The following is a 21,357-nucleotide window of genomic DNA, read 5'->3' as shown; positions in this document are numbered from 1 at the left end:
ATTGAGGAGGTTAAAATATGATAAACTGTCCCTTTAAAAAAGTTTTACTGCCTGTTGATAGAAGTGACAACTCAAGAAGAGCTATAAAATTTGCTGGAGCACTACTTTCAGGAGTTGAGGGGTCAGGGATTACAATTCTTTATGTAATGGCTGGAGGATATCTCAGTGAACACATGAAAAACATTGATTTCAGAGCAGAGCTCATCAAAGATACAGAAGTTTTTAAAAAGATTAAAGCGAAACATATTGAAGAAAATATCACTCCCTTTTTGAATGAATATGAGAGCATTCTTCTTAAAACTTCAGGACTAAAAGGAGAGATAGCAAAGAGAATAGAAGAAGGTGAGCCTGGTAATAAGATAATTGAAATTGCCACTAAAGAGAGTTTTCAGACAGTAATTCTTGCTCGTAGAGGTATGTCAGAACTAAAAAGTCTTATTCTTGGAAGTGTGTCAAATAAAGTTATTCATGGCTTGCTAAATCAAAATATTTATCTTGTTGGACAGAAAATTTCAGAACAAAGCCCTGTTTCACGAATTTTAGTTCCAGTTGATGGTTCTGAATACTCAACGAAAGCAGTGGAACATGCAGTATGTCTTGCAAAAATAGTGAAAGGCATAGAAAATATCACTGTTTTAAGAGTAATAAATATTTCCCTTTATCTTGAAAGAGTAAGACAGGGAATAGATCCTGAAACAGAAGCAGATGAGATACTCAACAAGGCAAAAAAAAGGTTTACTGAAGAAGACATTCCTGAACAATTAATAGTAACAAAAAGCAAAGTAGGATTCCCTGCTGATGAGATTTTAAAGGAGATTGAAGAGGGTGGCTACAATCTGATAATCATGGGAAGAAAGGGACGTACTGCAATGAAAGACCTTGTTCTTGGTGGTGTAAGTTCTTCAGTGATAAATAAATGCATTGAAACAACAGTGGCAATAGTTAACTTATAAGGAAGAAAATGAATAAGTTAAAGATTCTTCTTGTTGATGATGAAGTTGATTTTGTAGATACACTTTCTGAAAGACTTGCATTAAGAGATTACGATGTAAAGGCTGTAAGTTCAGCTGTTGAAGCCTTGCCATTACTTTACAGTTACTCACCTCATCTTATTATACTTGATATCAGAATGCCAGAGATAAATGGAATTGAGTTTCTTAAATTATTAAAAAAGCTCAATCCTTCAACAGAAGTTATTATGCTTACAGCTTATGGGAATATGAATTTTGTTGAAGATGCAATGAAAAGCGGAGCAGTTGAATATATAATTAAACCAATTGATATAAGAGAGCTTATAATAAAGATAGAAAGAGTAAGAGAAAAAATTAAACAAAAGGGGGGAATATAAGATGTCAAATGAAGAGCTTAAAGCCAATGTATTGCTTGTTGATGATGAGGAGCAGTTTTTGAAAGTTGTTTCCCAAAGACTTGAAATGAGAGGACTTAAGGTAGAATCTGCAACAAGTGGTGATGAAGCAATTAAAAAGGCTGAGCAGAAAGAGTTTGATGCAATTATTCTTGACCTTGTAATGCCGGGTAAAAGTGGGATAGAAGTTTTAAAAGAGATTAAACAAAAACATCCTGATTTGCAGATTATTATTCTTACAGGACATGGAACAGTTGAAGCAGGTGTTGAGGCAATAAAAGAGGGTGCTATTGATTTTATGCAAAAGCCGGTTGATTTTGAAAAACTTCTTGAAAAGATTTCAGAGGCTAAGAATAAGAGATTTCTTCTGATTGAGAAGAAACATGAGGAACATTTAAAGGAAATACTTCAGAGTAAGCCATGGTAAAAAAATAGAGAGGAGGTTTAACCTCCTCTCATCAATGTCCCACGTGTAAAAATCCTGATGCTGCAAGAAGTAAAATCAAACACTCAACAAAGGCAAAGATAAAGTAAGCTATATCTTTTTGCTTTATAAAAATAGGCAAAATTCTTATATAACAAAAAATTGTAACAGCACCAAGAAAGGCAACAGGCACAAAGTTTAAAAAATCTCCTTTTGTAATCATACTTAGCCATGCCCAGCCAGGTTGAAGTCCTGCTGAAGATAAATATTCATGGGCTTTTAGTTTCCAATATTTTGGAAGGTCTGAGATGGGTATCTGAGGAGGAAGTATACCTGTAATGTAAATTATAAAAGTAATGATTAGTAAGAAAAATCCAATTTTCATTCCCCAGTCAAGCCATTTTGCATATGCAATCTGTTCTTCTTTAATTTCATGTTTTGTCATCGTTAAACCTCCTTTATTTCCATACTCCAAGTCCTTTAAGCAATGCCCTTAAGCCTGCAAAAAGAAGCATGGCAATAACAATGTATCTGACTATTTTTGGCTTTGCAACAGCAAGGATTCTCACACCCACCACTGAACCAAGCATTATTCCTACAATACTTGGAGCAACCATTATTGGTAAAACCGCTCCATTATTAAGATAAATCCATGCAGCAGAGGTATCTGTTATTGAAAGAAGAAATTTACTTGTTGCAACAGAGACTTTTAAAGGAGCCCCCATTAAAAGATTCAAAACAGGAACATTTGCCCATCCAGCACCAAGACCAAACATACCTGCCATTATTCCAATGGCTATAAAAAGAAAAAGAGCCTGTGGTGTTCTGTGAACCTTCCATTCAATCTCCTTTCCCGTTGATATTTCATGATAAATACCACTTATTTTTAATGCCTGAGATAGAGCATCGGCTTTTGGAACATCGGGATATTCTGACTTCTTTGCAAGAAGCATAATTGCTACAATCATAAGAATTGTTACACCAAGTGCTGTATTAACAACTTGTGAAGGAAGAGCCAGTCCTATCATGGCACCTACAATTGCAGAAGCTGAAGCAATTAGTGCAAGAGGTATAGCCAATCTTAGGTCAGCAAAGCCTCTTTTTAAAAGTCCAGGACCTGCTGCAAGTGCACCTGCGAGAGCAACAAAAAGTCCAGCACCTCTTACAAAATCCATATTGAATGGAAAAAAGCCTCCGACTATCGGGACGAATAAAACGCCACCTCCAACTCCACCTAAAACAGCTAACACTCCAAGTATAAATGTTATAATAAACAAAATCAGTGGCCATGCCCACCATGGCATTGAAGTGTCTGCTGGTGTTGCTGTTTCAGCATAAGCAGAGGAAGCAGAAATCAGCGATAAAAGCATGAGAATAAGCAAACTCAGGCATCTTATTTTCATCCTAACCTCCTGACTTTTTAGATGTAAGATTATAAAATTATTACATAAATGACCTAAAAAATGGTTATTATAATTTTTTATAGGTAAATAATTTATAATTGCTTTACATTTTTCTGGATTTTTTTTAATATTTTAAAAAGACCTAAAAAATTTTTGGAGGTAAATATGGGAAGACAGATGAGAGTTTTGCTGGTAGATGACGAAGTGGAGTTTGTAAAAACTCTTGCTAAAAGACTTGAAATGAGAGAGCTTAAGCCGGATACAGTATATAGCGGAGAAGAAGCTATTAAATACGCTGAAGAGCAGGAGCCTGATGTTATTGTTCTTGACCTCAGGATGCCTGGTATGGATGGAATTGAAGTTTTAAGGCAGATCAGACAGGCATATCCTACAACACAGGTTATTATTCTTACTGCTCATGGCACTGAAAAGGATCAGGAAGAAGCTCAGAAACTTGGTGCCTATGAGTTTTTAAGGAAACCTGTTGATATTGAAACCCTGGTGGACAAAATCAAAGGTGCCTATCAGAGAAAGCTTGAACTTACAATGTCTGCGATTGCATTTGCTGAAGAGGGAGAGTTTAACACAGCAAGAAAAATTATGGAAATGGAAAACAAAGAGGAAAAATAGTCTATACAGGTATCTCAATTGTAGCTGTTTTATCCTCTATTGAAATTTTTATGTTGGCGAGGGATGCAATTTCCTGAACAGTGGAAATATTCCATATTTCAGATGTTATATTCTCTGTAAAATCACCATTGTATTTTATTGTTACTGTAACTAAATTACTGCTTGCATCTGCTGTAAGAATAATCTTTGTATCTGGTTTTGATTTTTTCAAAAAACTGTCTATCACATAAAATATTGCAAACTCAACTATAAAAGGAGAACTTTCAATATCAGGCATGTCTGCTGATAAATCATGATTGAGAGTTACTTTTTTTCTATTTGAGTATCTTTTGAGCAGTTCAAATAGTTCCTCTACAGCAGAGCTTAATTTAAATGAGCTTTTTAAATTATCCATTCTATGAGCAAATCTGTTGAAATAGTTTATAAAACTCACACTTCTATTTATTTGATTTTCAATTGCCTCAATGCTTTCTATGATATAGGGTATTTCTTTTTTATCAATTGATTTTTTGCCTTTACATATGTCACTTATAAGTCCTGCAGATTCCTTTATTAATGCAAGATGATTATTGATTTCATGGGTGAAGTCTGCAATAATCTTACCTACAAAAGCTAAAGGTTTTTCAATCATTTCATCTCCTCCTTTTTAATCTTAGCACTTTCAATTTTTGATATTAATTCTTCAATTTCTACAGGTTTTATAAGATAGTCGTATGCTCCGTACATGAGGCTTTTATTTACTCTTTCATCATCTCCATAGCCTGAAAGCATTATTACCTGAATAGAAGGATTGATTTCTTTTATTTTTCTCAGGGCTTCCAGTCCATCCATATCTGGTAATCCGATGTCTAATATGACTACATCAGGCAATTTCTTTAAAAATTCAACTCCATCACTAAAATTTGTAACACCGTTTGCTTCATATCCTCTGAGAATCAGTCTTTCAGTAAGTGCAGATACAAATTCAGATTCATCATCAATTATCAAAAGCTTTGTTTTTTTCATTTAATTTCCTCCACTTCTGGATTGATTGGGATTTCTATTGTGAAAGTTGTTCCTTTCCCGACTTCGCTTGATACATAAATTTCACCCCCGAGTTTTTTAATAATTCCATAGGAAATGTATAACCCCAGCCCTGTTCCTTTTTTCTTTGTGGTATAAAAGGGCTCAAAAATATGTTTCAATTTATCTTTTGGTATTCCATGTCCATTGTCTTTAATTGATATTGCTATATGATTTGAGCGGCTCAATTCTGTTTTAATCTCAATTGTTCCGCCCTGATCCACTGCATCCACTGCATTGTTAATGATGTTTAACAGTACCTGCTGAAGCTGTCCTTTATCTGATATAATTTTGGGTAAATTTTCTTGAAAATCATAAACCATATTTATACCTTTTGTTCGGATTTCTTTTTCTATGAATCCAATCACTTCTTTTATTGCTTCATTTACATTGAAATCTTCTCTACCTCTATCAATTCTTTTTGAGAAGCTCAGAAGCCTGTGAGTTATTGCTCTGCATCTTGCAACATTGTTCTGAATTGAGCTTACAAGCTGAAGAAATCTATCTTTGTTCTGAGATAAATCAGTGTATTCAATAAGGTCTTTCATAAGTCCTGCTTTTTCATTAATAATTGCAATAGGGTTATTAATCTCATGAGCTACTCCAGCAGCAAGCCTACCTATAGAAGCAAGTTTATCAGCGTGTTCGGCATTAGCAATTGCAATTTCTCTTTCATGGTCAGCTCTCTGTATTCTGTTAATTAATGAGGTTATTGATTTTGTTATCACAATAAAAGTAATAATGATACTCAGAGTACTTATTAATATAACCTCTTTTGTAAAAAAAGAAGGAATTTTTTCATAAGGCCTTGAACATATTGCGGTTACAAGTATCCACGGAGTATCTTTAACAGGCACATATGCTATGTAAGCCTGTTTTTTGTTTAGTTTCATACTATAAATTGTAATATTTTTTCTATCTGTCTGTATTGTAATGTTGTTTAATTTAAGAGGTTCAAGCACATTACCAAATAATTTTGAATTTGTTTGAAGAATACCTTGTTTATTGATAAAAAAAGCATCGTCATCATTACCAATTTCAAGATTTGAGATAAACTTCTGTAAAATATCCATATTTACTGAAACCCTGATAAGCCAGAATCTATTATGATAGTTTGATTCTTTTTTTACTATGATGGAAAAATGTGGAAATTTTCTGTACCCAAGAAAAACATCTGTTACATATTTTGATTTTAAAAGCATCTCTTTAAACCATTCTGTCTGTGAGTAATCTTTTCCCCTCAATTGATATGGACCTGTATAAAGCATTTGTATGCCTTTTTCATCTATTATCCCCATGTCAACAATTCCTTCAAACTCTTTTTTAAAGTCTAAGAATAACTTAAAAAATTTCTTTTCATCCATGAAGTAATCATCAGGATATGAACTTACAATAAATTTTAGAGCAGATATTCTTTCAGAAATAAAAAATTCAAGGGAGTGTCTTGTTTCTTCCATCTGCCATCTAAGGCTGTTTCTGAATTCATTGTGAACTATCTGATAAATCCATAAATAAGTTATTGTGACAACTATAATGAGAGGAATAACTGCAAAAAGTGTATTAAGAAGAATTAGCCTGAATTTAAGGTAAAAGTATCTGTTCTCAGTAAGTTTTATAATAAACTGTTTGATGAAATTAAACATTTTCTAAATTATAGCAGATTTTAAAGGATAGGGCAATTTTAGATTAATTCTCTATCCCGTAGTTTTTCAATTTTCTCCATAACGAGACCCTGTCAATTCCAAGTATCTGTGCTGCAAGTGTCTTGTTGTTGTCAACTTCCTTTAAAACCCATATAATATATTCCTTTTCCAGTTCATCCAGTGTCATGAATTTTCCTTCTTTTTTAGTAAAAACCTGAATTTTTAAATCTTTTAAGTCATCTGGAAGATGTTCAATTTCAATTTGGGAGGAATTACTTAAAACAACAGCTCTTTCAATAATATTTTCAAGCTCTCTGACATTTCCCGGATATTCATAGTTTATAAGGAGATTCATCGCCTCATCTGAGACTTTTATTACTTCCTTTTTCATAATTGAAGCATATTTTTTCACAAAATATGCAACCAGTAAAGGAATGTCATCTTTCCTTTCTCTTAAAGGAGGAACTTCAAGACTAACCACATTTAATCTGTAATAGAGGTCTTCTCTGAATTTTCCTTTTTTGACTTCCTCACGAATATCTTTGTTTGTTGCTGCTATAAATCTCACATCTACTTTGATTGGCTCCGTGCCTCCCAGCCTGAAAAACTCTTTTTCTTGAATAACTCTTAGAAGTTTCGCCTGCATGGTTGGAGACATCTCTGTTATTTCATCAAGAAATAAAGTGCCAGATGAAGCTATTTCAATTAATCCTTTTTTTAGTGCTGTAGCGCCTGTAAAAGCTCCTTTTTCGTGTCCAAAAAGCTCATTACTGAGAAGTTCTTCTGTAAAAGCTCCACAATTTACAGCCAGAAAAGGTCCTGATTTCCTTAAAGAATTCAAGTGAATGTATCTTGCAAAGAGTTCCTTTCCTGTGCCAGACTCACCAGTAATTAAAACACTGCAATCTGTGGGAGATATCTGGCGAGCAATCTCTAAAAGTTTAAGCATTTTAATGTTTTGAGTAATTATGTTAACTTTTTCGCGAAAATCAAGCTGTTCCCTGAGTTGTTTAACTTCTTTTTTAAGACTTACCTTTTCAGAGGCTTCTTTGACAATTTTGCGAATAATGTCCAGTTTGAAAGGTTTTGAAATATAGTAAAAGGCTCCTTCCTTCATTGCTTCAACAGCGCTTTCTACTGTAGCGTAACCTGTTATCATTATTACTTCCATATCTGGATAAAGACTTTTACACTTTCTCAATATTTCAAAGCCATCAACTTTTTCCATTTTTATATCAGTTAAAACTATATCAAATGGTTGTTTTTCAATAAGTTTTAAAGCCTCCACACCGTTCTGAGTGGCTGTCACATCATAACCTTCTTTTTTCATTACATGTTCAAGATTTTTTAAAGTTATGTTTTCATCATCCACTACAAGAATTTTTGTCATTTTACTGTCCCGGAAGCATTACCACGAATGTTGTGCCCTGTCCAGGGACACTGTCAACACATATACAGCCGTCGTGGTCTTTAATTAATTCCTGTGTTATAAAAAGTCCTAATCCTGAGCCTTTGTTTTCTTTGGTAGTAAAGAATGGTTCAAAAATCTTTGACAGGTTTTCTTGAGGGATTCCTGGACCGTTGTCTTTTACCTCTAAGATAACGAATTCTTTATTAAGAGAAATATCTCCTACACACTTTCCTTCTTTTTTAAAAAACAGATATTTATCAAGAACTTCCTGGCTGTATGAGTAAGCCCTGATTTTTACCTCTCCTTCTGGTTCAGATGCCTGGATTGCGTTTTTAATGAGATTCAAAAGAACCTGCTGAATCCGCTGTTTATCAGCATATATCGTAAGGTTTTCTTCTACATCAATAACTAAGTTAATTTTTGTTGGAATTTCACCTTTGATTAAAATTATTGTTTCGTCAATTAAGTTTTTGACAAGAATCCTTTCTTTTTTAAGCTCCTTTCTTCTTGAGAAATCAAGTACTGTTCTGATAATGTTTTTTGCCCTTTCAGTCTGGGATTCTATTGCCTGAAGAAGCTCTTTTTTATATTCATTATCTGCTTCTTCAAGCTCTTCAATAAGTATCTGACAGGAAGTTGAAATGTTTGATAGTGGATTGTTTAATTCATGGGCAATTCCCGAAAGAAGCGTTCCAAGGGAGGAGAGTTTTTCAGCCTGAATCAATTGCTTTTGTTTTGATTCAAGTTCTTTTAAAACCTTATTAAAAGTATTCACCAGTGAAAGAATCTCTTTATCATGAGATTTAACTTCAATACAATATATTTTGCCTTCTGCGATCTTTTTCATTTTCTCTTCAAGCTCTTTCAATGGTTTGGAGATCAATCTTGTGAGACCTAACCCAAAAGAAATAAAAGGAATAACAAAAAATATAATTATCAGAAAAATGCTGTATTTCAAAATGTTATTAAGACTGTCTTTTATTAACCTGCGTTCTGTTGTTTTAATATCTTCTGCTATGTGAGTAAGGATTTTACCTTTTTCTCTTATAGACTGTTCAAGATTATGACCAGAGTGAGAATTTATTTTTTCTCTTAACTGTAACATTAATAATTCATAACTTTGCAGAGTATCTGATAATTTTTTAATTGATTTTTCTATCTTCAATCCTTCAAATTTCTCATTAGTGATAAAATTTTTAACAGTTTTAATGTATTCTAAGTTGTCACGATAGTCTGTATCGTTTCTATAAAGAAAAAAATTTTTTTCTGTTCTTCTTATTTCCTGAATTGTTTCAAATAAATTAGAGATACTTTCTTCCGCTTCTATTTTTTGTGTGATCAGCCATATATCATACAGAACCACCACTGATAAACCAACAGTGACAAATATTCCAGTAATGTAAAAAAGCATGATTTTCTGTGCAATGCTTTTAGGAAACATAGTTTAATTTAAAATATACAAATTGCAAAATGCAACAATTAGTTTATTTCTGAAACAATTGATGGGAATTCTTAACATTAAAAACTTAAGTAAATTAAAAAAATTTTTTCTGGCATAAAAAATGCTAATTTATTTATTAGAAAATTTAAAAGGAGGTTTAAAAATGTTAAAAAAAATTGCACAACTTTTTGAAAATTTGTTTGTAGCTATTAGTTTTGCTGAGTCAGGAGAGTTTGATACAGCCAGAGAAATTTTACGGCAGCAATATATTCATAGAAAGAAAGACAGAATAAGACCTCAGCAGCAAATACGACCTCACATGAGAGCTTAGTAAAAGGGGCTATAAGCCCCTTTTAAATAAGCACTATATCAACGACATCTTCAATCTTTTCCATAAATATAATTTGTAATCCTTTTTTAAAGTCTTCTGGCAGATTGTCAATGTCTGCTTTGTTCCTGCGAGGAACTATGACTGTTTTTACTCCAGCTCTTTTTGCCGCTAAAATTTTTTCTTTAATACCGCCAACAGGAAGTATTCTTCCACTTAAAGTAAGTTCTCCAGTAATTGCCACATCTCTTCTTGCAAGTCTGTTTGTGAAAAGAGAAATTAAAGCCATTGCAATTGTTGTTCCTGCTGAAGGACCGTCTTTTGGAATTGCTCCCTGAGGAACATGAATGTGTATGTCCTGGTTTTCAAATATCTCTTCTGAAATACCAAATACTGAGGCATTGCTTTTTATGTAGCTCAGTGCTGCCTGGGCAGACTCTCTCATTATGTTTCCAAGTGAACCTGTAAGAATTAGTTCTCTTTTACCCTTCATTTTAGCTGCTTCTACGAAAATAATATCACCGCCGGTTTCCGTCCATACGAGTCCTGTTACAACTCCAACTCTATTTTTTGCATCAGCTACTTCAAAATAGTATCTTCTTGGACCAAGATACTGTTCTACTATCTCAGGCGTTATTTTTACTGAATTTCTGGCTCTATTACCTTTAACAACTTCTGTAGCGATTTTTCTGCATATTGTTGCAATCATTCTTTCAAGATTTCTTATTCCAGCTTCTTTTGTGTAATCCTGAATAATTTTTAAAATAGCTTCATCAGTAAACTCAGGAGGGAAATCAGTAAGACCCTGCTCGTTTATTTGCTTGGGAATTAAATGTTTCAATGCTATATTTTTCTTTTCTTCTTCTGTATATCCTGAAAATTCTATAACCTCCATCCTGTCAAGTAAAGCATGCTGAATATTATCAGGTATATTTGCAGTTACTATGAACATAACTCCAGAAAGGTCAAATGGAACATCAAGGTAATGGTCAATGAATGCATAGTTTTGTTCAGGATCAAGAGCTTCAAGGAGCGCTGATGCTGGGTCTCCTTTGAAGTCCTGACAGATTTTATCAATCTCATCAAGCATTAAAACAGGATTTGCCACTCCTGTTCTGCGGATTTCCTCTATTATTCTACCAGGTTTTGCACCAGCATAGGTTCTTCTATGCCCTCTTATTTCTGCCTCGTCTTTTATTCCACCAAGTGATATTCTTGCAAATTTTCTTCCAAGAGCATCAGCAATTGATTTACCAATGGATGTTTTTCCTGTTCCAGGTGGACCTGCAAAACATAATATGGAGCCTTTTGTTGAAATAGTTGAAAGCCTGTCTTCTACTGCCTGTTTTATTGATAGTTTTATCTCTTCTATTTTAAAGGGTTTTGCAATATAGTGAAATGCTCCTCTTTTTATTGCTTCAACAGCGTTATCCACAGCTGCGTAAGCTGTTATCATTATAACTTTTGTATTTGAATATTTTGCTCTTGCCTTTTCAAGCACTGCAAAACCGTCTACTCCTTCCATTTTTATATCAGTAAGAACTATTTCAAATTTCTGTTCATCAAGAATTTTAAGTGCCTCAACTCCGTTTTTAACTGCGACCACATCATAGTTTTCTTTTTTTAAAACATGTTCAAGGTTTTTTCTTGTTATTTCTTCATCATCAACAATTAGTATTCTCGGATTTTTGTTTGCTGAAAGGATTTTTACAGCAAGATGTTCAAGAATTCTGTTTTTTACCTCATAAAGCCCGTAATGTCTTTCATTTAAAATCCTTTCAGCTCTTTGAAGATTAAGATTATCAGAAGTTTTTTTATTCCATGGCAGACTTACAAGATATTCAATGTAGGTCAGTGTAATAGTGTATTCTGCTGAAGATGGATTCATCTTTGAAAGAAGGTCAAGCTCTTTTAGAGCAATCTCCTGAACTTGAGAAGGCATTCCAGATTGAGAAATTTTTTTTCTCAGTTCTTCAATTATGGTTATTTGAGTTTCATCAATTTGATAATTTTTTTTAAAAAACCTCATTTTTTCTCCTTTATTGCATTTTACAAACATGACGATGCAATTTGCAACATAAATTTTTTGAATGAATTAAAAAATCCCTATAAATTCAATGAATTTTAAATTTTTAATCTTCTGGCATATTAATTGATTTTTATATAAGTAGGAAGTTCGTTAAGGAGAAAGTTTATGAAAAGAATAAAAGATTTTATAAGCAGATTTGATGACTACATGTCTGCAATAACTTTCGCTGAAGCAGGCGATTTTGAAGCAAGCAAGCAGATTATTAGAAAAAAAACAGTTGTTTCAGTAGTTCTTTCAGGTTTAGAGGAAGACAGATATGTAATAAAGTATGCTCTGAATTTAACAAAAAGAGTCAATGGAATACTACAAATTCTTATTAAACATGAAGGAATAAAAAAGCAGATAGAAGAGTTAAATGAAGAAGATATTTTCTATGAAATTTCAGAATTTAAAAGTTTAAAGGAACTCAGTGTTAGAAAAGTCCTTGATAAAGCAGATTTGGTAATCATAGCAGATGAAAAATTGGTTGAAGAAATGAAATTCGGGAAAATTCCTTTAGTGTATGTTCAACAAAATAAAAATTTAGTAGGAGGGTAAAATGGCAAGAAAGAAGAAAACTCTGGTGAAGCTTTTGTTCTTTGGAGTGACTACAGCAACATTGTATGCTGCGCTTTTCTTTAATGAACCTATGGTTAAGGTGTTGTGTTCAAGAGGAGGGCTTTATGCTTTATTTCCATTGGCAACTGCTTTTATTTTCTCTTTTGCTCATGGTAACTTTACAAACTACTTCTGGCAGACGCTCGGTATTGAAGCAAAGAAGAAGAGATTTGAATTGACTGAACATGAGAGACCTGTTGAGAGAAGAGAAGTTAGAACTCAGTTAAGAGCATAAAAAATTAAGGAAAGGAGGTTAACGATGATTGAACTTACAACAAATTTTGTTGATTTAAACTGGATGAATGTGATGTATCTATTCTTTGTAGGGCTTGTAGGAGGGCTTGTAAGCGGATTTATTGGTTCAGGTGGAGCCTTTGTCCTGACTCCTGGAATGATGAGTATGGGGGTTCCAGGACTGGTTGCTGTTGCATCAAATATGTGCCATAAGTTTCCAAAGGCACTTGTAGGAGCTATAAAAAGAGCTAAATTTGGACAGGTTGATGTTAAGCTTGGGCTTGTTATGGGAGCTTCTGCTGAGGCAGGAGTTTTATTCGGAGCTCATATTCAGGAATACATAAAGAAAACATTTGGTGATGCAGGTTCAAATCTTTATGTAAGTGTTGCATTTGTTGTTGTTCTTGGTATCGTAGGTAGCTATGTGCTTTTAGATGCAATAAAGACTAAAAATAATGATAAATCAAATAAACCAGAAGGAATTACAAAAATCGCAAAATGGGTTCAGTCAATTCACATTCCTGGAACCATGGTTTATTTTAAAAGCCTCAATGCAAAAGTTTCTGTTCTTTTTACAATTCCACTTGGCTTTGCAACAGGTATGCTTGCAGCCACTATTGCAGTTGGAGGATTTATAGGAGTTCCTGCTATGATGTATGTGCTCGGTGCTCCAGCATTAATGGCATCCGCAACGGAGCTTGTCATTGCCTTTGTTATGGGACTGGTTGGTTCATTTAAATATGCGATGAGCGGATTTGTAGATATTAGACTTTCAATGATAATTCTTGCAGGCTCTCTTTTTGGCGTTCAACTTGGAGCAATTGGAACTACATATGTTAAGGATTATATGATAAAGATAGTGATGGGTGTTATTATGCTTGTTGTTCTTGTTAGCAGAGGCTTGATGGTTCCAGTTTATCTCGGTCAACTTGGAATAATATCTCCTTTATCAGGTGCTACAGTTACCGTCCTTAAAACTGTAAGTTTTGCTGTTATGATAACAGCTCTTGTATTGGGAGCAGGTATTATATGTGCAGCATTGTTTAAGGGGTTACGGGAAGAAAGGAAAATACAGAAGATTGTTGCAACCTCTTCAGTCACAGTTAAGTAGAATTTAAAATTAAAAAAACGGGTTTGAATAAATTTTCACCCTTTTTTAAAATTTTATAAATGATTTAAAAAATTACACTGGAGGTAAAGATGGCTCTTTACAGAAGAATGCTTGCATGCATTGATGGCTCAGAGGAGAGTTTTCATGCTTTTGAAGAGGCTGTTAAGTTTGCAAAGAGAAAAAACATTACGGTTTTTGTGCTGACTGTTGCACCATCATATCACGGAGATTTAAGTCTTTTAGGCATTGGAGTTTCTGTTGAAGAAATCAGCAAACCTTATAAGGAAAATATTTCAAAAGCTAAAGATATAGCTGATAAACATCAAGTTCTTGTGAAAACACTTTATGAAGAAGGAGAACCTTTTGAAAAAATTGTTGATGTAAGTGAAGAAATCTCAGCAGACTTAATAGTTATGGGCAAAAAAGGGATAAGTGCTCTTCAGCAGGTTTTAATGGGAAGTGTGACAGAAAGAGTAATTGGTTATAGTAATACAGATGTTTTAGTTGTGCCAAAAAATTCAATTATCAAATGGAATAGATGCCTTGTGGCTGTTGATATTTCTAAATATGGAGAAAAAGTTTGCAATAAAGCAATAGAGATTGCAAGAGATTTTCAATCAGAGATAAACCTGATTTCTGCAGTAGAAGTTCCTTCAGCAGTTTTTGCTGTAAAACCTGAACTTTATGATGAACAGGTAAATAAAACAAAAAAGTATTTGAAAGAGCTTGAACTTAAATTTCATGGTGAAAACATTTCTCCCAGAATTTTTATAGAAGAAGGAGAGCCTTACAGAAAGATTCTTGAGAAAACAGACGAGATTCAAGCTGATATTATTGTTGTTGGTTCTCATGGTAGAACAGGGCTTAAAAGGCTTCTTATGGGAAGCACCTGCCAGAGAGTGATCGGACTTTCAAAGGTGCCTGTATTGGTTGTGAAATCATAAATGAACTATTTCATATCAGGTTGGGCAGGCTTTAGAGAAGCACTGGATGTGCCAGAAGAGTGGCATTTTATAGTTCCATTTATTGATTTAGATGAGCAAGGGATTTTAGATTTTTTTAAAGACAAATCAGGGAAAACGCTGATTGGCTGGTCAACAGGTGGACATATTATTCTTAAAAATTTTCAATTTTTCTCGTTAAGATTCAATGAAATAATTGTTGTGGCAGGATTTAAAAAATTTACCGATTATGTAAATCCAAGAATCCTTAGAAGAATGATTGATAAGATGGAAATACAACCAGAAGCAGTTATAAAGGAGTTTCTACTGAATGCAGGATGTAAGCCAATTTTACCTGTCAAAGTTGATAAAAATGCCTTAAAAGAAGGGTTAAAATTTTTAGTTTTTTCTGAGTTTAATTATATGAATTATCCTAAAATTAAGCTCATTTTCATACACGGAAGCGGTGATAAAATTTTACCCATTACAGCTTTATTTGATCTTAAAAAAATATTCCCATTTGCTCAGACGCATATTATCTCTGGTTCTCACTGGATTCCTTTCAGAATCTTAACTTACATACCCAGATAAGATTCTTTTATTTGTGGATTTTCAAGAAGTTCTTTTGAACTTCCCAAGATTGTTATTTCGCCAACTTCCATAACATATGCTCTGTCACTTATTTCCAGTGCCATATGAACATCCTGTTCAACCAATAAAATACTTACTCCTGATTCATTAATCTTTTTCACCACATCAACAAGAATTTCAACTATTGTGGGAGCAAGCCCTAATGTAAATTCATCTATTAAAAGAAGTTCAGGCTCATTCATTAGTGCTCTTCCAATTGCAAGCATTTGTTGCTCACCACCAGAAAGGTCTCCACCAAGATGATTTTTTCTTTCATAAAGTCTCGGGAAAATGGAGAAAACTTTTTCCATTCTTTCTTTTAATCCATTTCTTCTCTGATATGCTCCTATTTCAAGATTTTCTTTTACAGTCATACCAGAGAATATTCTTCTTCTTTCTGGACAAAGGCTTATTCCAAGTTTAACAATTCTATCAGGTGAAAGATTGGCAATATTTCTGTCCTTAAAAATGATTTCTCCATTCCATACTCTCAGTCGTCCTACAATCGCTCTCATTAATGTGCTCTTTCCAGCTCCATTTGAGCCAAGAAGAGCAACTATTTCACCTTTATTGATTTCAAGAGAAACATTTCTTAATATCTGCAGGTCACCATAACCTGTATTGAGATTTTTAACCTCAAAAAATTTCATTATGCCACCCCTCTTTGTGCAAATTTATTTCCTAAATAGGCTTCAATTACTTGTGGATTATTGCAAACTTCATAAGGTTTTCCCTCGCAAATAAGTTTTCCTAAATGGAGAACAACAACTCTATCTGATATTTCCATTATAACTTTCATGACATGCTCAATGGCTATTATTGTTATTCCTCTTTCTTTCAAAAGCAGAATCTCTTTCATTATATCATCAAGCTCTTTTGGATTAAGTCCTGCCATAACCTCATCAAGTATTAAAAGTTCAGGATCCATTGCCAATGCTCTTGCAAGTTCAAGTTTTTTACGCTGAGCTATTGGTAAAATGCTTGGCTCTTTGTCTTTTTCATTTAAGAGTCCAACTATTTTTAATGCTTCCATTGCTATATTTTTTGCTTCTGCTGTGGTTTTTGCATTTTTTCTACCATAAAATGCTCCCACCATAACATTTTCCAGAACTGACAGCCCCTTGAAAGGTTTAACAACCTGAAATGTTCTTGCTATTCCCATTTTTGAGATTTCGTATGTTTTTTTATTGTTTATTAATTCTCCTTTGTAATAAATTTCACCCCTTGTTATCTCAGTCAGGCGACATATAAGATTCATTAGAGTTGTTTTTCCAGCTCCATTAGGACCTATTAACCCAAGAATTTCTCCTTTGTAGACTTTAAGATTTACATTATTTAAAACCTCAAGTCCGCCATATTTTTTGGCAAGATTTTTTGTTTCAAGCATTATCATTTTGCAACACCTCAGAGTTTATTTTCTTTCAAGTTAATCATAATTTTTTTAAATGAAAAGCCTCCTTTAAAGGTTTCAAATAATCCCTTTGGTATAAATATGACAATTAATATAATCAACAGTCCGAGTATCATTCCATGAATTTCTATAAATTTGCTCCATACCAGTTCTGAGACAAGCTCAAGAATAAAAGCTCCTATCATTGGACCCAGGACAGTTGTTCCACCACCAAGCAAAATCATTGCAAACATTTTTACAGAATAGGAAGTTTGAAAAACTGTAGAAGAATCAATATATGTTAACCAGTAAGCATATGATCCACCAGCTATGCCGACAAGAGCTCCACTTATAGCCCAAGATATTGTTTTAAAAAGTGATGTATTTATACCCATTACAGATGCTGCATCTTCGTCAATTCTGATTGCTCTTAAAGCATATCCAAATTTTGAACGAAATATTAAAAAAGCTATCAAAACAGTAAGTAGCATTATTGAAAAGATTTCATAGTAGAAAAATTTATATATGTAACCAGGATCGCCTTCCATAATAGGCAATGTAAGTCCCATGCCTCCGCCTGTTATTTCTGTCATGTTATCAATGATTTCTTTTATTGCTTCCATTACTCCTATTGTAGCAATAGCGAAATAGTGTCCTTTAAGTCTTAAAAGTGGTATTCCCAGAATTGTAGCAACCAGAAATCCTGACAGTGCACAAAATGGAAGGGTAAGGAAAAAGGACAAATTATACTTTGTCATTAGTACTGCCGTCACATATGCTCCTATCCCAAAAAATGCTATATTTCCAAAGGCTGGATATCCTGTAAATCCTATGATTATATTGCTTCCAGTAGCTATAGCTGCAAACATAAATGTCTGTGTAAGAACTCTTAGCCAGTATCCTGAAACTAAAAATGGAAGCAAAATTAATATGGCAATAAATACAAAAAATAAGATCACACTTTTTTTCATATCAATGCTTTACCTCCGCAAAGTATTTTTTCCCTAAGATTCCTGTTGGCTTTATTACAAGAACCACAACCATTATTGCCAGAGTAATAGCATTTTTATAACTTTCTCCAATAATGTAAGAACTCAATGTTTCTATAATGCCAAGAATAATTCCACCTAAAAGAGCTCCTTCAACTCTTCCAAGACCACCAAGAATACTTACGATAAAAGCTCTTAAAGTTAAAGAACCTGCAACAGATGGAGAAAATGCCTGTGTTAATGAGAAAAGACTTCCAGCAACTCCTGCCAATCCTGAAGCAATTGCAAAGGTTATTGCAAAAATTTTTGCTGGGTTTATTCCCACCATCATTGCCGCATCAATATCAAGAGATGTGGCTTTAATTGCCTTTCCTGTCCATGTTTTATTGAGGAAAAGACTTAAAAGTAATGTAATTAACACGCATATCGCAAATACAGCCAGTCTTATGTAAGGTATAACAATGTCTCCAACTATTAAACTTTCTCCTGCATACTCAGGAGTAACAGACCTGAAGTCCGCAGAGAAAAAAGTTGTCATAAAATTTACAAGAAATATTTCTATACCAAAGGTTAAAATAAGAAGCATAAAAATCTGAGCTTTTACAACCAGATTAAGCAAAAACTTTTGTAAAATATATCCAAAGATAAAAAGAGGTATGAAACTGAAAGGAAGACTTAAGAAAGGATCAATCCCATAATATTGAAATAAAAACAAAGTAATATATGCTCCTAAAAGAGCTATTGCTCCGTGAGCAAGATTAATTATGTTTGTTACTCCCCAGACAAGAGAAAAACCAACACTAATAAGAGCATAAAAACCACCAAGAAAAATACCATTCAGAAGAATTTGTAATATTATCATATCTTCCCTCGTATAAATTTAATAAAAAGCCCGGAATAATTCCGGGCTTTTAAGAATTATCTCCATGCTGGTTTTGGATATACTGGTTTAGCCTCAGCAGCTGCCTCAGGATATACTGTTTTTTGTTGTCCTCTCAGTATCTGGATAACAGGCATTCCTTTACCAACAACTTTTCCTGTGCTATCAAATCTAATTTTTCCAAATAGTGTTTCTTCATTAAAGCTGACAAGTGCTTGTCTTATTCTGTTTATATCTGTGAAACTGCCAGCTTTTTCAATAGCTCTTTGGAATATAACTGCAGCAGCAGCGCCACCTGCAGCATGATAATTTGGCTCAACACCAAATTTTGCTTTAAAGGCTTTTACAAAATTTGCATTTGAACCAAAAACAGGATCTTTATATTTCAAAGTTGGGGTCCATTGAGCTGAACCAAAAATGTATTCAGCATCACCTTTAAGTGCTGTTACAAAATCGGGTAAAGTTGGACCAACTGAAAATGCAATTGCCTTAGGATTTAATTTATAATCTTTACTTTGTTTAACTATTACAACAGTATCCTGAAAATGTCCACATCCTATAAGAATATCAGGATTTTTAGCTTTAATTTCCACAATAACTGTTGATAGATCCTGTGTTCCCTTTGGATAATCCTTGTAATATACTACTTTATAACCATATTTTTGAGCTGAAGCATATGCACCCTGTGCAACCTGAGTGGAGAAAAGATCGTTTGAATAAACAATTGCAACAGTATTTGGTTTAGGAGTTTTATTCCTTAACATTTTTAAAGTATCATCCATATATTCAGTGGCTACTGTATAAATTCCAAATAGATTTTTAAAACCTCTTGTATAAAGTTTGTCTGCAGCAGCACCTCCCTGAACCATTAAAGCTCCGTATTTCTCAGTAATCGCAGATGTTGAAAAAACTGATTCACTGCCGTATGGACCCAAAATGAGTTTGATACCATCTTCAGTTATAAGTTTTTCTACAAGCTTTGCTGCTCTGTTCGGATCACTTTCATCGTCATAGTATTTGATATCAACCTTATAATATTTGTTTCCTACTCTTATACCTCCATGTTTGTTTACAGTTTCTTTCCACAGTTCATAACCATTCTTTACAAGATTTCCTTCTTTTGCAAGTTTTCCTGTAAGAGACAGAGCTGCGCCAAATCTGATCACATCAGCAGAAAAAGCCTGAGCTACAAATAAAAAAATCAAGCTTAATACCAGAATCATTAAACATGCTCGTTTCATTTTACCCCTCCTTTTTTAAATTTTAATGATGATATTAAAAATTTTTAAAAAATTTCAATATCTATCTTGCTCTATCTTGCTAATCCAAGGTTTTTAGCCTTTTCTGCCACTGCATGGGATACTGCTTGAGCAACCTTTTTGTTAAATATGCTTGGAATTATATAATCTTCATTCAATTCTTCATCTTTAATTATGTTTGCAATTGCACTGGCTGCTGCGAAAAAAATTTCTTTTTCAACTCTCTTTGCACGAACCTCAAGTAAGCCTTTAAATAATCCAGGAAAAGCAAGGACATTATTAATCTGATTTGGATAGTCAGACCTTCCTGTTGCCATTATTCTTACAAGAGGCATTGCAAGCTCTGGTGCTATTTCAGGGTCTGGATTGGCAAGGGCAAATACTACTCTGTCTTTTGCCATTTTTTCAATGTCTTCAGGTTTTAAAATATTCGGTGCAGAAAGCCCTATAAAAACATCAGCATCCTGAAGGGCAATACTGAGCTTGCCTTTTATTTTCTGTGGATTAGTTTTTCTTGCAAGCTCCTCTTTATGGGGATCCATATCCTCTGTTCTTCCTTCATAAAGAATGCCTGCTCTGTCACATACAATGATCTCCTTTACTCCGTAGTCAAGAAGCATATAAGCTGTGGCAGTTCCTGCAGCACCTGCTCCAGCTATGACAACTTTAAAATCTCTAATGTCTCTTTTAAGAATTCTTCCCACATTTATCAATGCAGCTAAAACAACAATTGCTGTTCCATGCTGGTCATCATGAACAACTGGAATATCAAGCTCCTGTCTTAGTCTTTTTTCCACTTCAAAACATCTGGGTGCAGCAATGTCTTCAAGATTTATTCCACCGAAAGGAGTTGATATTTTTTTGATTATATCTACAAGCTCATCTACATCAGTTGTCCTTATTGCAATTGGAAAGGCATCAACTCCTCCAAACTCTTTAAAAAGCATGCATTTTCCTTCCATAACAGGCATGGCTGCATCAGGTCCTATGTTTCCAAGTCCGAGCACTGCTGTTCCATCAGTAATTACTGCAACAGTGTTTCCTTTAATGGTGTAACGATATACATGTTCAGGATTTTTCTTAATATCAAGGCAGACTCTGGCAACACCTGGAGTGTAGACCCTGGAAAGATCTTCTCTACCTTTAACATTAATTTTATTGTATGTTCCGATTTTTCCTCCTTCATGAACGAGAAATGTTTTATCCATTACCCTGAGGATTTTAACTCCTTCAATGTGTTTGAGTGCCTTGATAATTTTCTTTTCATGCTCTTCATCTCTGGCATTTACTGTTATGTCTCTTATAATTTTTCCTTTTTCCACTTTTACAATATCAATTGAACCAAGGTCTCCACCTGCTCCACTTATAGCTGAGGCAATTTTGGCAAACATTCCTATCTTATTTTCAATTTCAACTCTGACTGTTATACTATAACTTGGACTTGGTACATATCCCATTTTTTATCCTCCCATGCTTGACATTGTGCTATAAATTATACAAAATAAAATAATTTTTGCAAATAGGGAGGA

General features: G+C 33.9%; 24 protein-coding genes. 10 read left to right on the top strand and 14 right to left on the bottom strand.

What is annotated here, in order from left to right; all coding sequences use genetic code 11:
- Nucleotides 1–17 precede the first annotated feature (17 nt).
- Genes ACYQ3X_RS04930 through ACYQ3X_RS04920 form a run of 3 tightly spaced genes read left to right on the top strand, consistent with a single transcriptional unit; the run spans nt 18 to nt 1,793 of the window.
- Nucleotides 18–953, top strand: a complete 936-nt coding sequence (locus tag ACYQ3X_RS04930; RefSeq protein WP_460180709.1) for a universal stress protein — start codon at nt 18–20, stop codon at nt 951–953.
- Between the two features lie 8 nt (nt 954–961).
- A complete protein-coding gene (locus ACYQ3X_RS04925) occupies nt 962–1,348 on the top strand; it encodes a response regulator (protein WP_460180708.1) in 387 nt (128 codons plus the stop codon).
- 1 nt (nt 1,349) lies between these two features.
- Nucleotides 1,350–1,793 carry a sigma-54-dependent transcriptional regulator gene (locus ACYQ3X_RS04920; protein ID WP_460180707.1) on the top strand — a complete coding sequence of 148 codons (444 nt, stop codon included), beginning with the start codon at nt 1,350–1,352 and terminating at the stop codon, nt 1,791–1,793.
- A gap of 31 nt (nt 1,794–1,824) precedes the next feature.
- On the opposite strand, the gene ACYQ3X_RS04915 is transcribed toward ACYQ3X_RS04920, so the two are convergent.
- The gene (locus ACYQ3X_RS04915; RefSeq protein WP_460180706.1) at nt 1,825–2,235 is read right to left on the bottom strand and encodes a hypothetical protein; all 411 of its coding nucleotides are present in this window, start codon (nt 2,233–2,235) and stop codon (nt 1,825–1,827) included.
- A 13-nt stretch (nt 2,236–2,248) separates the two neighbouring features.
- Nucleotides 2,249–3,193: a sulfite exporter TauE/SafE family protein gene (locus tag ACYQ3X_RS04910; protein WP_460180705.1), complete on the bottom strand. Its 945-nt coding sequence runs from the start codon at nt 3,191–3,193 to the stop codon at nt 2,249–2,251.
- Between the two features lie 165 nt (nt 3,194–3,358).
- On the opposite strand from ACYQ3X_RS04910, the gene ACYQ3X_RS04905 reads away from it, so the two are divergent.
- On the top strand, nt 3,359–3,823 hold the full coding sequence (locus ACYQ3X_RS04905; RefSeq protein WP_460180704.1) for a response regulator: 465 nt from the start codon (nt 3,359–3,361) through the stop codon (nt 3,821–3,823).
- 1 nt (nt 3,824) lies between these two features.
- On the opposite strand, the gene ACYQ3X_RS04900 is transcribed toward ACYQ3X_RS04905, so the two are convergent.
- Genes ACYQ3X_RS04900 through ACYQ3X_RS04880 form a run of 5 tightly spaced genes read right to left on the bottom strand, consistent with a single transcriptional unit; the run spans nt 3,825 to nt 9,380 of the window.
- A complete protein-coding gene (locus tag ACYQ3X_RS04900; RefSeq protein ID WP_460180703.1) occupies nt 3,825–4,454 on the bottom strand; it encodes a sensor histidine kinase in 630 nt (209 codons plus the stop codon).
- A complete protein-coding gene (locus ACYQ3X_RS04895; protein WP_460180702.1) occupies nt 4,451–4,828 on the bottom strand; it encodes a response regulator in 378 nt (125 codons plus the stop codon). Before ACYQ3X_RS04895 ends, ACYQ3X_RS04900 begins: the two co-directional genes overlap by 4 nt.
- The gene (locus ACYQ3X_RS04890; RefSeq protein ID WP_460180701.1) at nt 4,825–6,528 is read right to left on the bottom strand and encodes a sensor histidine kinase; all 1,704 of its coding nucleotides are present in this window, start codon (nt 6,526–6,528) and stop codon (nt 4,825–4,827) included. The genes ACYQ3X_RS04895 and ACYQ3X_RS04890 overlap by 4 nt, the downstream gene beginning before the upstream one ends.
- Nucleotides 6,529–6,571: 43 nt before the next feature.
- Nucleotides 6,572–7,918 carry a sigma-54-dependent transcriptional regulator gene (locus ACYQ3X_RS04885; RefSeq protein WP_460180700.1) on the bottom strand — a complete coding sequence of 449 codons (1,347 nt, stop codon included), beginning with the start codon at nt 7,916–7,918 and terminating at the stop codon, nt 6,572–6,574.
- 1 nt (nt 7,919) lies between these two features.
- Nucleotides 7,920–9,380 carry an ATP-binding protein gene (locus ACYQ3X_RS04880; protein ID WP_460180699.1) on the bottom strand — a complete coding sequence of 487 codons (1,461 nt, stop codon included), beginning with the start codon at nt 9,378–9,380 and terminating at the stop codon, nt 7,920–7,922.
- A 163-nt stretch (nt 9,381–9,543) separates the two neighbouring features.
- Here ACYQ3X_RS04880 and ACYQ3X_RS04875 point away from each other — a divergent pair, with 163 nt between their 5' ends.
- On the top strand, nt 9,544–9,711 hold the full coding sequence (locus ACYQ3X_RS04875; protein WP_460180698.1) for a hypothetical protein: 168 nt from the start codon (nt 9,544–9,546) through the stop codon (nt 9,709–9,711).
- A 22-nt stretch (nt 9,712–9,733) separates the two neighbouring features.
- Here ACYQ3X_RS04875 and lon read toward each other — a convergent pair whose 3' ends face one another.
- The gene (gene lon, locus ACYQ3X_RS04870) at nt 9,734–11,737 is read right to left on the bottom strand and encodes an endopeptidase La (protein ID WP_460180697.1); all 2,004 of its coding nucleotides are present in this window, start codon (nt 11,735–11,737) and stop codon (nt 9,734–9,736) included.
- A gap of 165 nt (nt 11,738–11,902) precedes the next feature.
- Here lon and ACYQ3X_RS04865 point away from each other — a divergent pair, with 165 nt between their 5' ends.
- From ACYQ3X_RS04865 to ACYQ3X_RS04845, 5 genes are all read left to right on the top strand, one after another.
- On the top strand, nt 11,903–12,334 hold the full coding sequence (locus tag ACYQ3X_RS04865) for a hypothetical protein (RefSeq protein WP_460180696.1): 432 nt from the start codon (nt 11,903–11,905) through the stop codon (nt 12,332–12,334).
- Between the two features lies 1 nt (nt 12,335).
- Entirely contained in the window at nt 12,336–12,629 is a 294-nt protein-coding gene (locus ACYQ3X_RS04860; RefSeq protein WP_460180695.1) for a hypothetical protein, read from the top strand.
- 24 nt (nt 12,630–12,653) lie between these two features.
- Nucleotides 12,654–13,739 (top strand): sulfite exporter TauE/SafE family protein, encoded by a 1,086-nt coding sequence (locus ACYQ3X_RS04855; protein ID WP_460180694.1) that lies wholly within the window; start codon nt 12,654–12,656, stop codon nt 13,737–13,739.
- Between the two features lie 89 nt (nt 13,740–13,828).
- On the top strand, nt 13,829–14,683 hold the full coding sequence (locus ACYQ3X_RS04850) for a universal stress protein (RefSeq protein ID WP_460180693.1): 855 nt from the start codon (nt 13,829–13,831) through the stop codon (nt 14,681–14,683).
- Nucleotides 14,684–15,271, top strand: coding sequence for an alpha/beta hydrolase family protein (locus tag ACYQ3X_RS04845; RefSeq protein ID WP_460180692.1), 588 nt, complete (start codon nt 14,684–14,686; stop codon nt 15,269–15,271).
- On the opposite strand, the gene ACYQ3X_RS04840 is transcribed toward ACYQ3X_RS04845, so the two are convergent.
- From ACYQ3X_RS04840 to ACYQ3X_RS04815, 6 genes are all read right to left on the bottom strand, one after another.
- Nucleotides 15,256–15,960 carry an ABC transporter ATP-binding protein gene (locus ACYQ3X_RS04840; RefSeq protein WP_460180691.1) on the bottom strand — a complete coding sequence of 235 codons (705 nt, stop codon included), beginning with the start codon at nt 15,958–15,960 and terminating at the stop codon, nt 15,256–15,258. The two genes, ACYQ3X_RS04845 and ACYQ3X_RS04840, sit on opposite strands and share 16 nt — an antisense overlap.
- Complete coding sequence (locus ACYQ3X_RS04835; protein ID WP_460180690.1) at nt 15,960–16,703, bottom strand: ABC transporter ATP-binding protein; 744 nt, start codon at nt 16,701–16,703, stop codon at nt 15,960–15,962. The genes ACYQ3X_RS04840 and ACYQ3X_RS04835 overlap by 1 nt, the downstream gene beginning before the upstream one ends.
- Before the next feature lie 11 nt (nt 16,704–16,714).
- A complete protein-coding gene (locus ACYQ3X_RS04830; protein WP_460180689.1) occupies nt 16,715–17,671 on the bottom strand; it encodes a branched-chain amino acid ABC transporter permease in 957 nt (318 codons plus the stop codon).
- Nucleotide 17,672: 1 nt separating this feature from the next.
- Complete coding sequence (locus tag ACYQ3X_RS04825) at nt 17,673–18,551, bottom strand: branched-chain amino acid ABC transporter permease (protein WP_460180688.1); 879 nt, start codon at nt 18,549–18,551, stop codon at nt 17,673–17,675.
- A gap of 56 nt (nt 18,552–18,607) precedes the next feature.
- Nucleotides 18,608–19,810, bottom strand: a complete 1,203-nt coding sequence (locus ACYQ3X_RS04820) for an amino acid ABC transporter substrate-binding protein (RefSeq protein ID WP_460180687.1) — start codon at nt 19,808–19,810, stop codon at nt 18,608–18,610.
- 71 nt (nt 19,811–19,881) lie between these two features.
- Nucleotides 19,882–21,285, bottom strand: coding sequence for a malic enzyme-like NAD(P)-binding protein (locus tag ACYQ3X_RS04815; protein ID WP_460180686.1), 1,404 nt, complete (start codon nt 21,283–21,285; stop codon nt 19,882–19,884).
- Nucleotides 21,286–21,357: the final 72 nt, after the last annotated feature.

The sequence above is a fragment of the Thermodesulfovibrio sp. TK110 genome (assembly GCF_054658355.1).
This window is presented reverse-complemented; position numbering and strand designations above follow the sequence as displayed.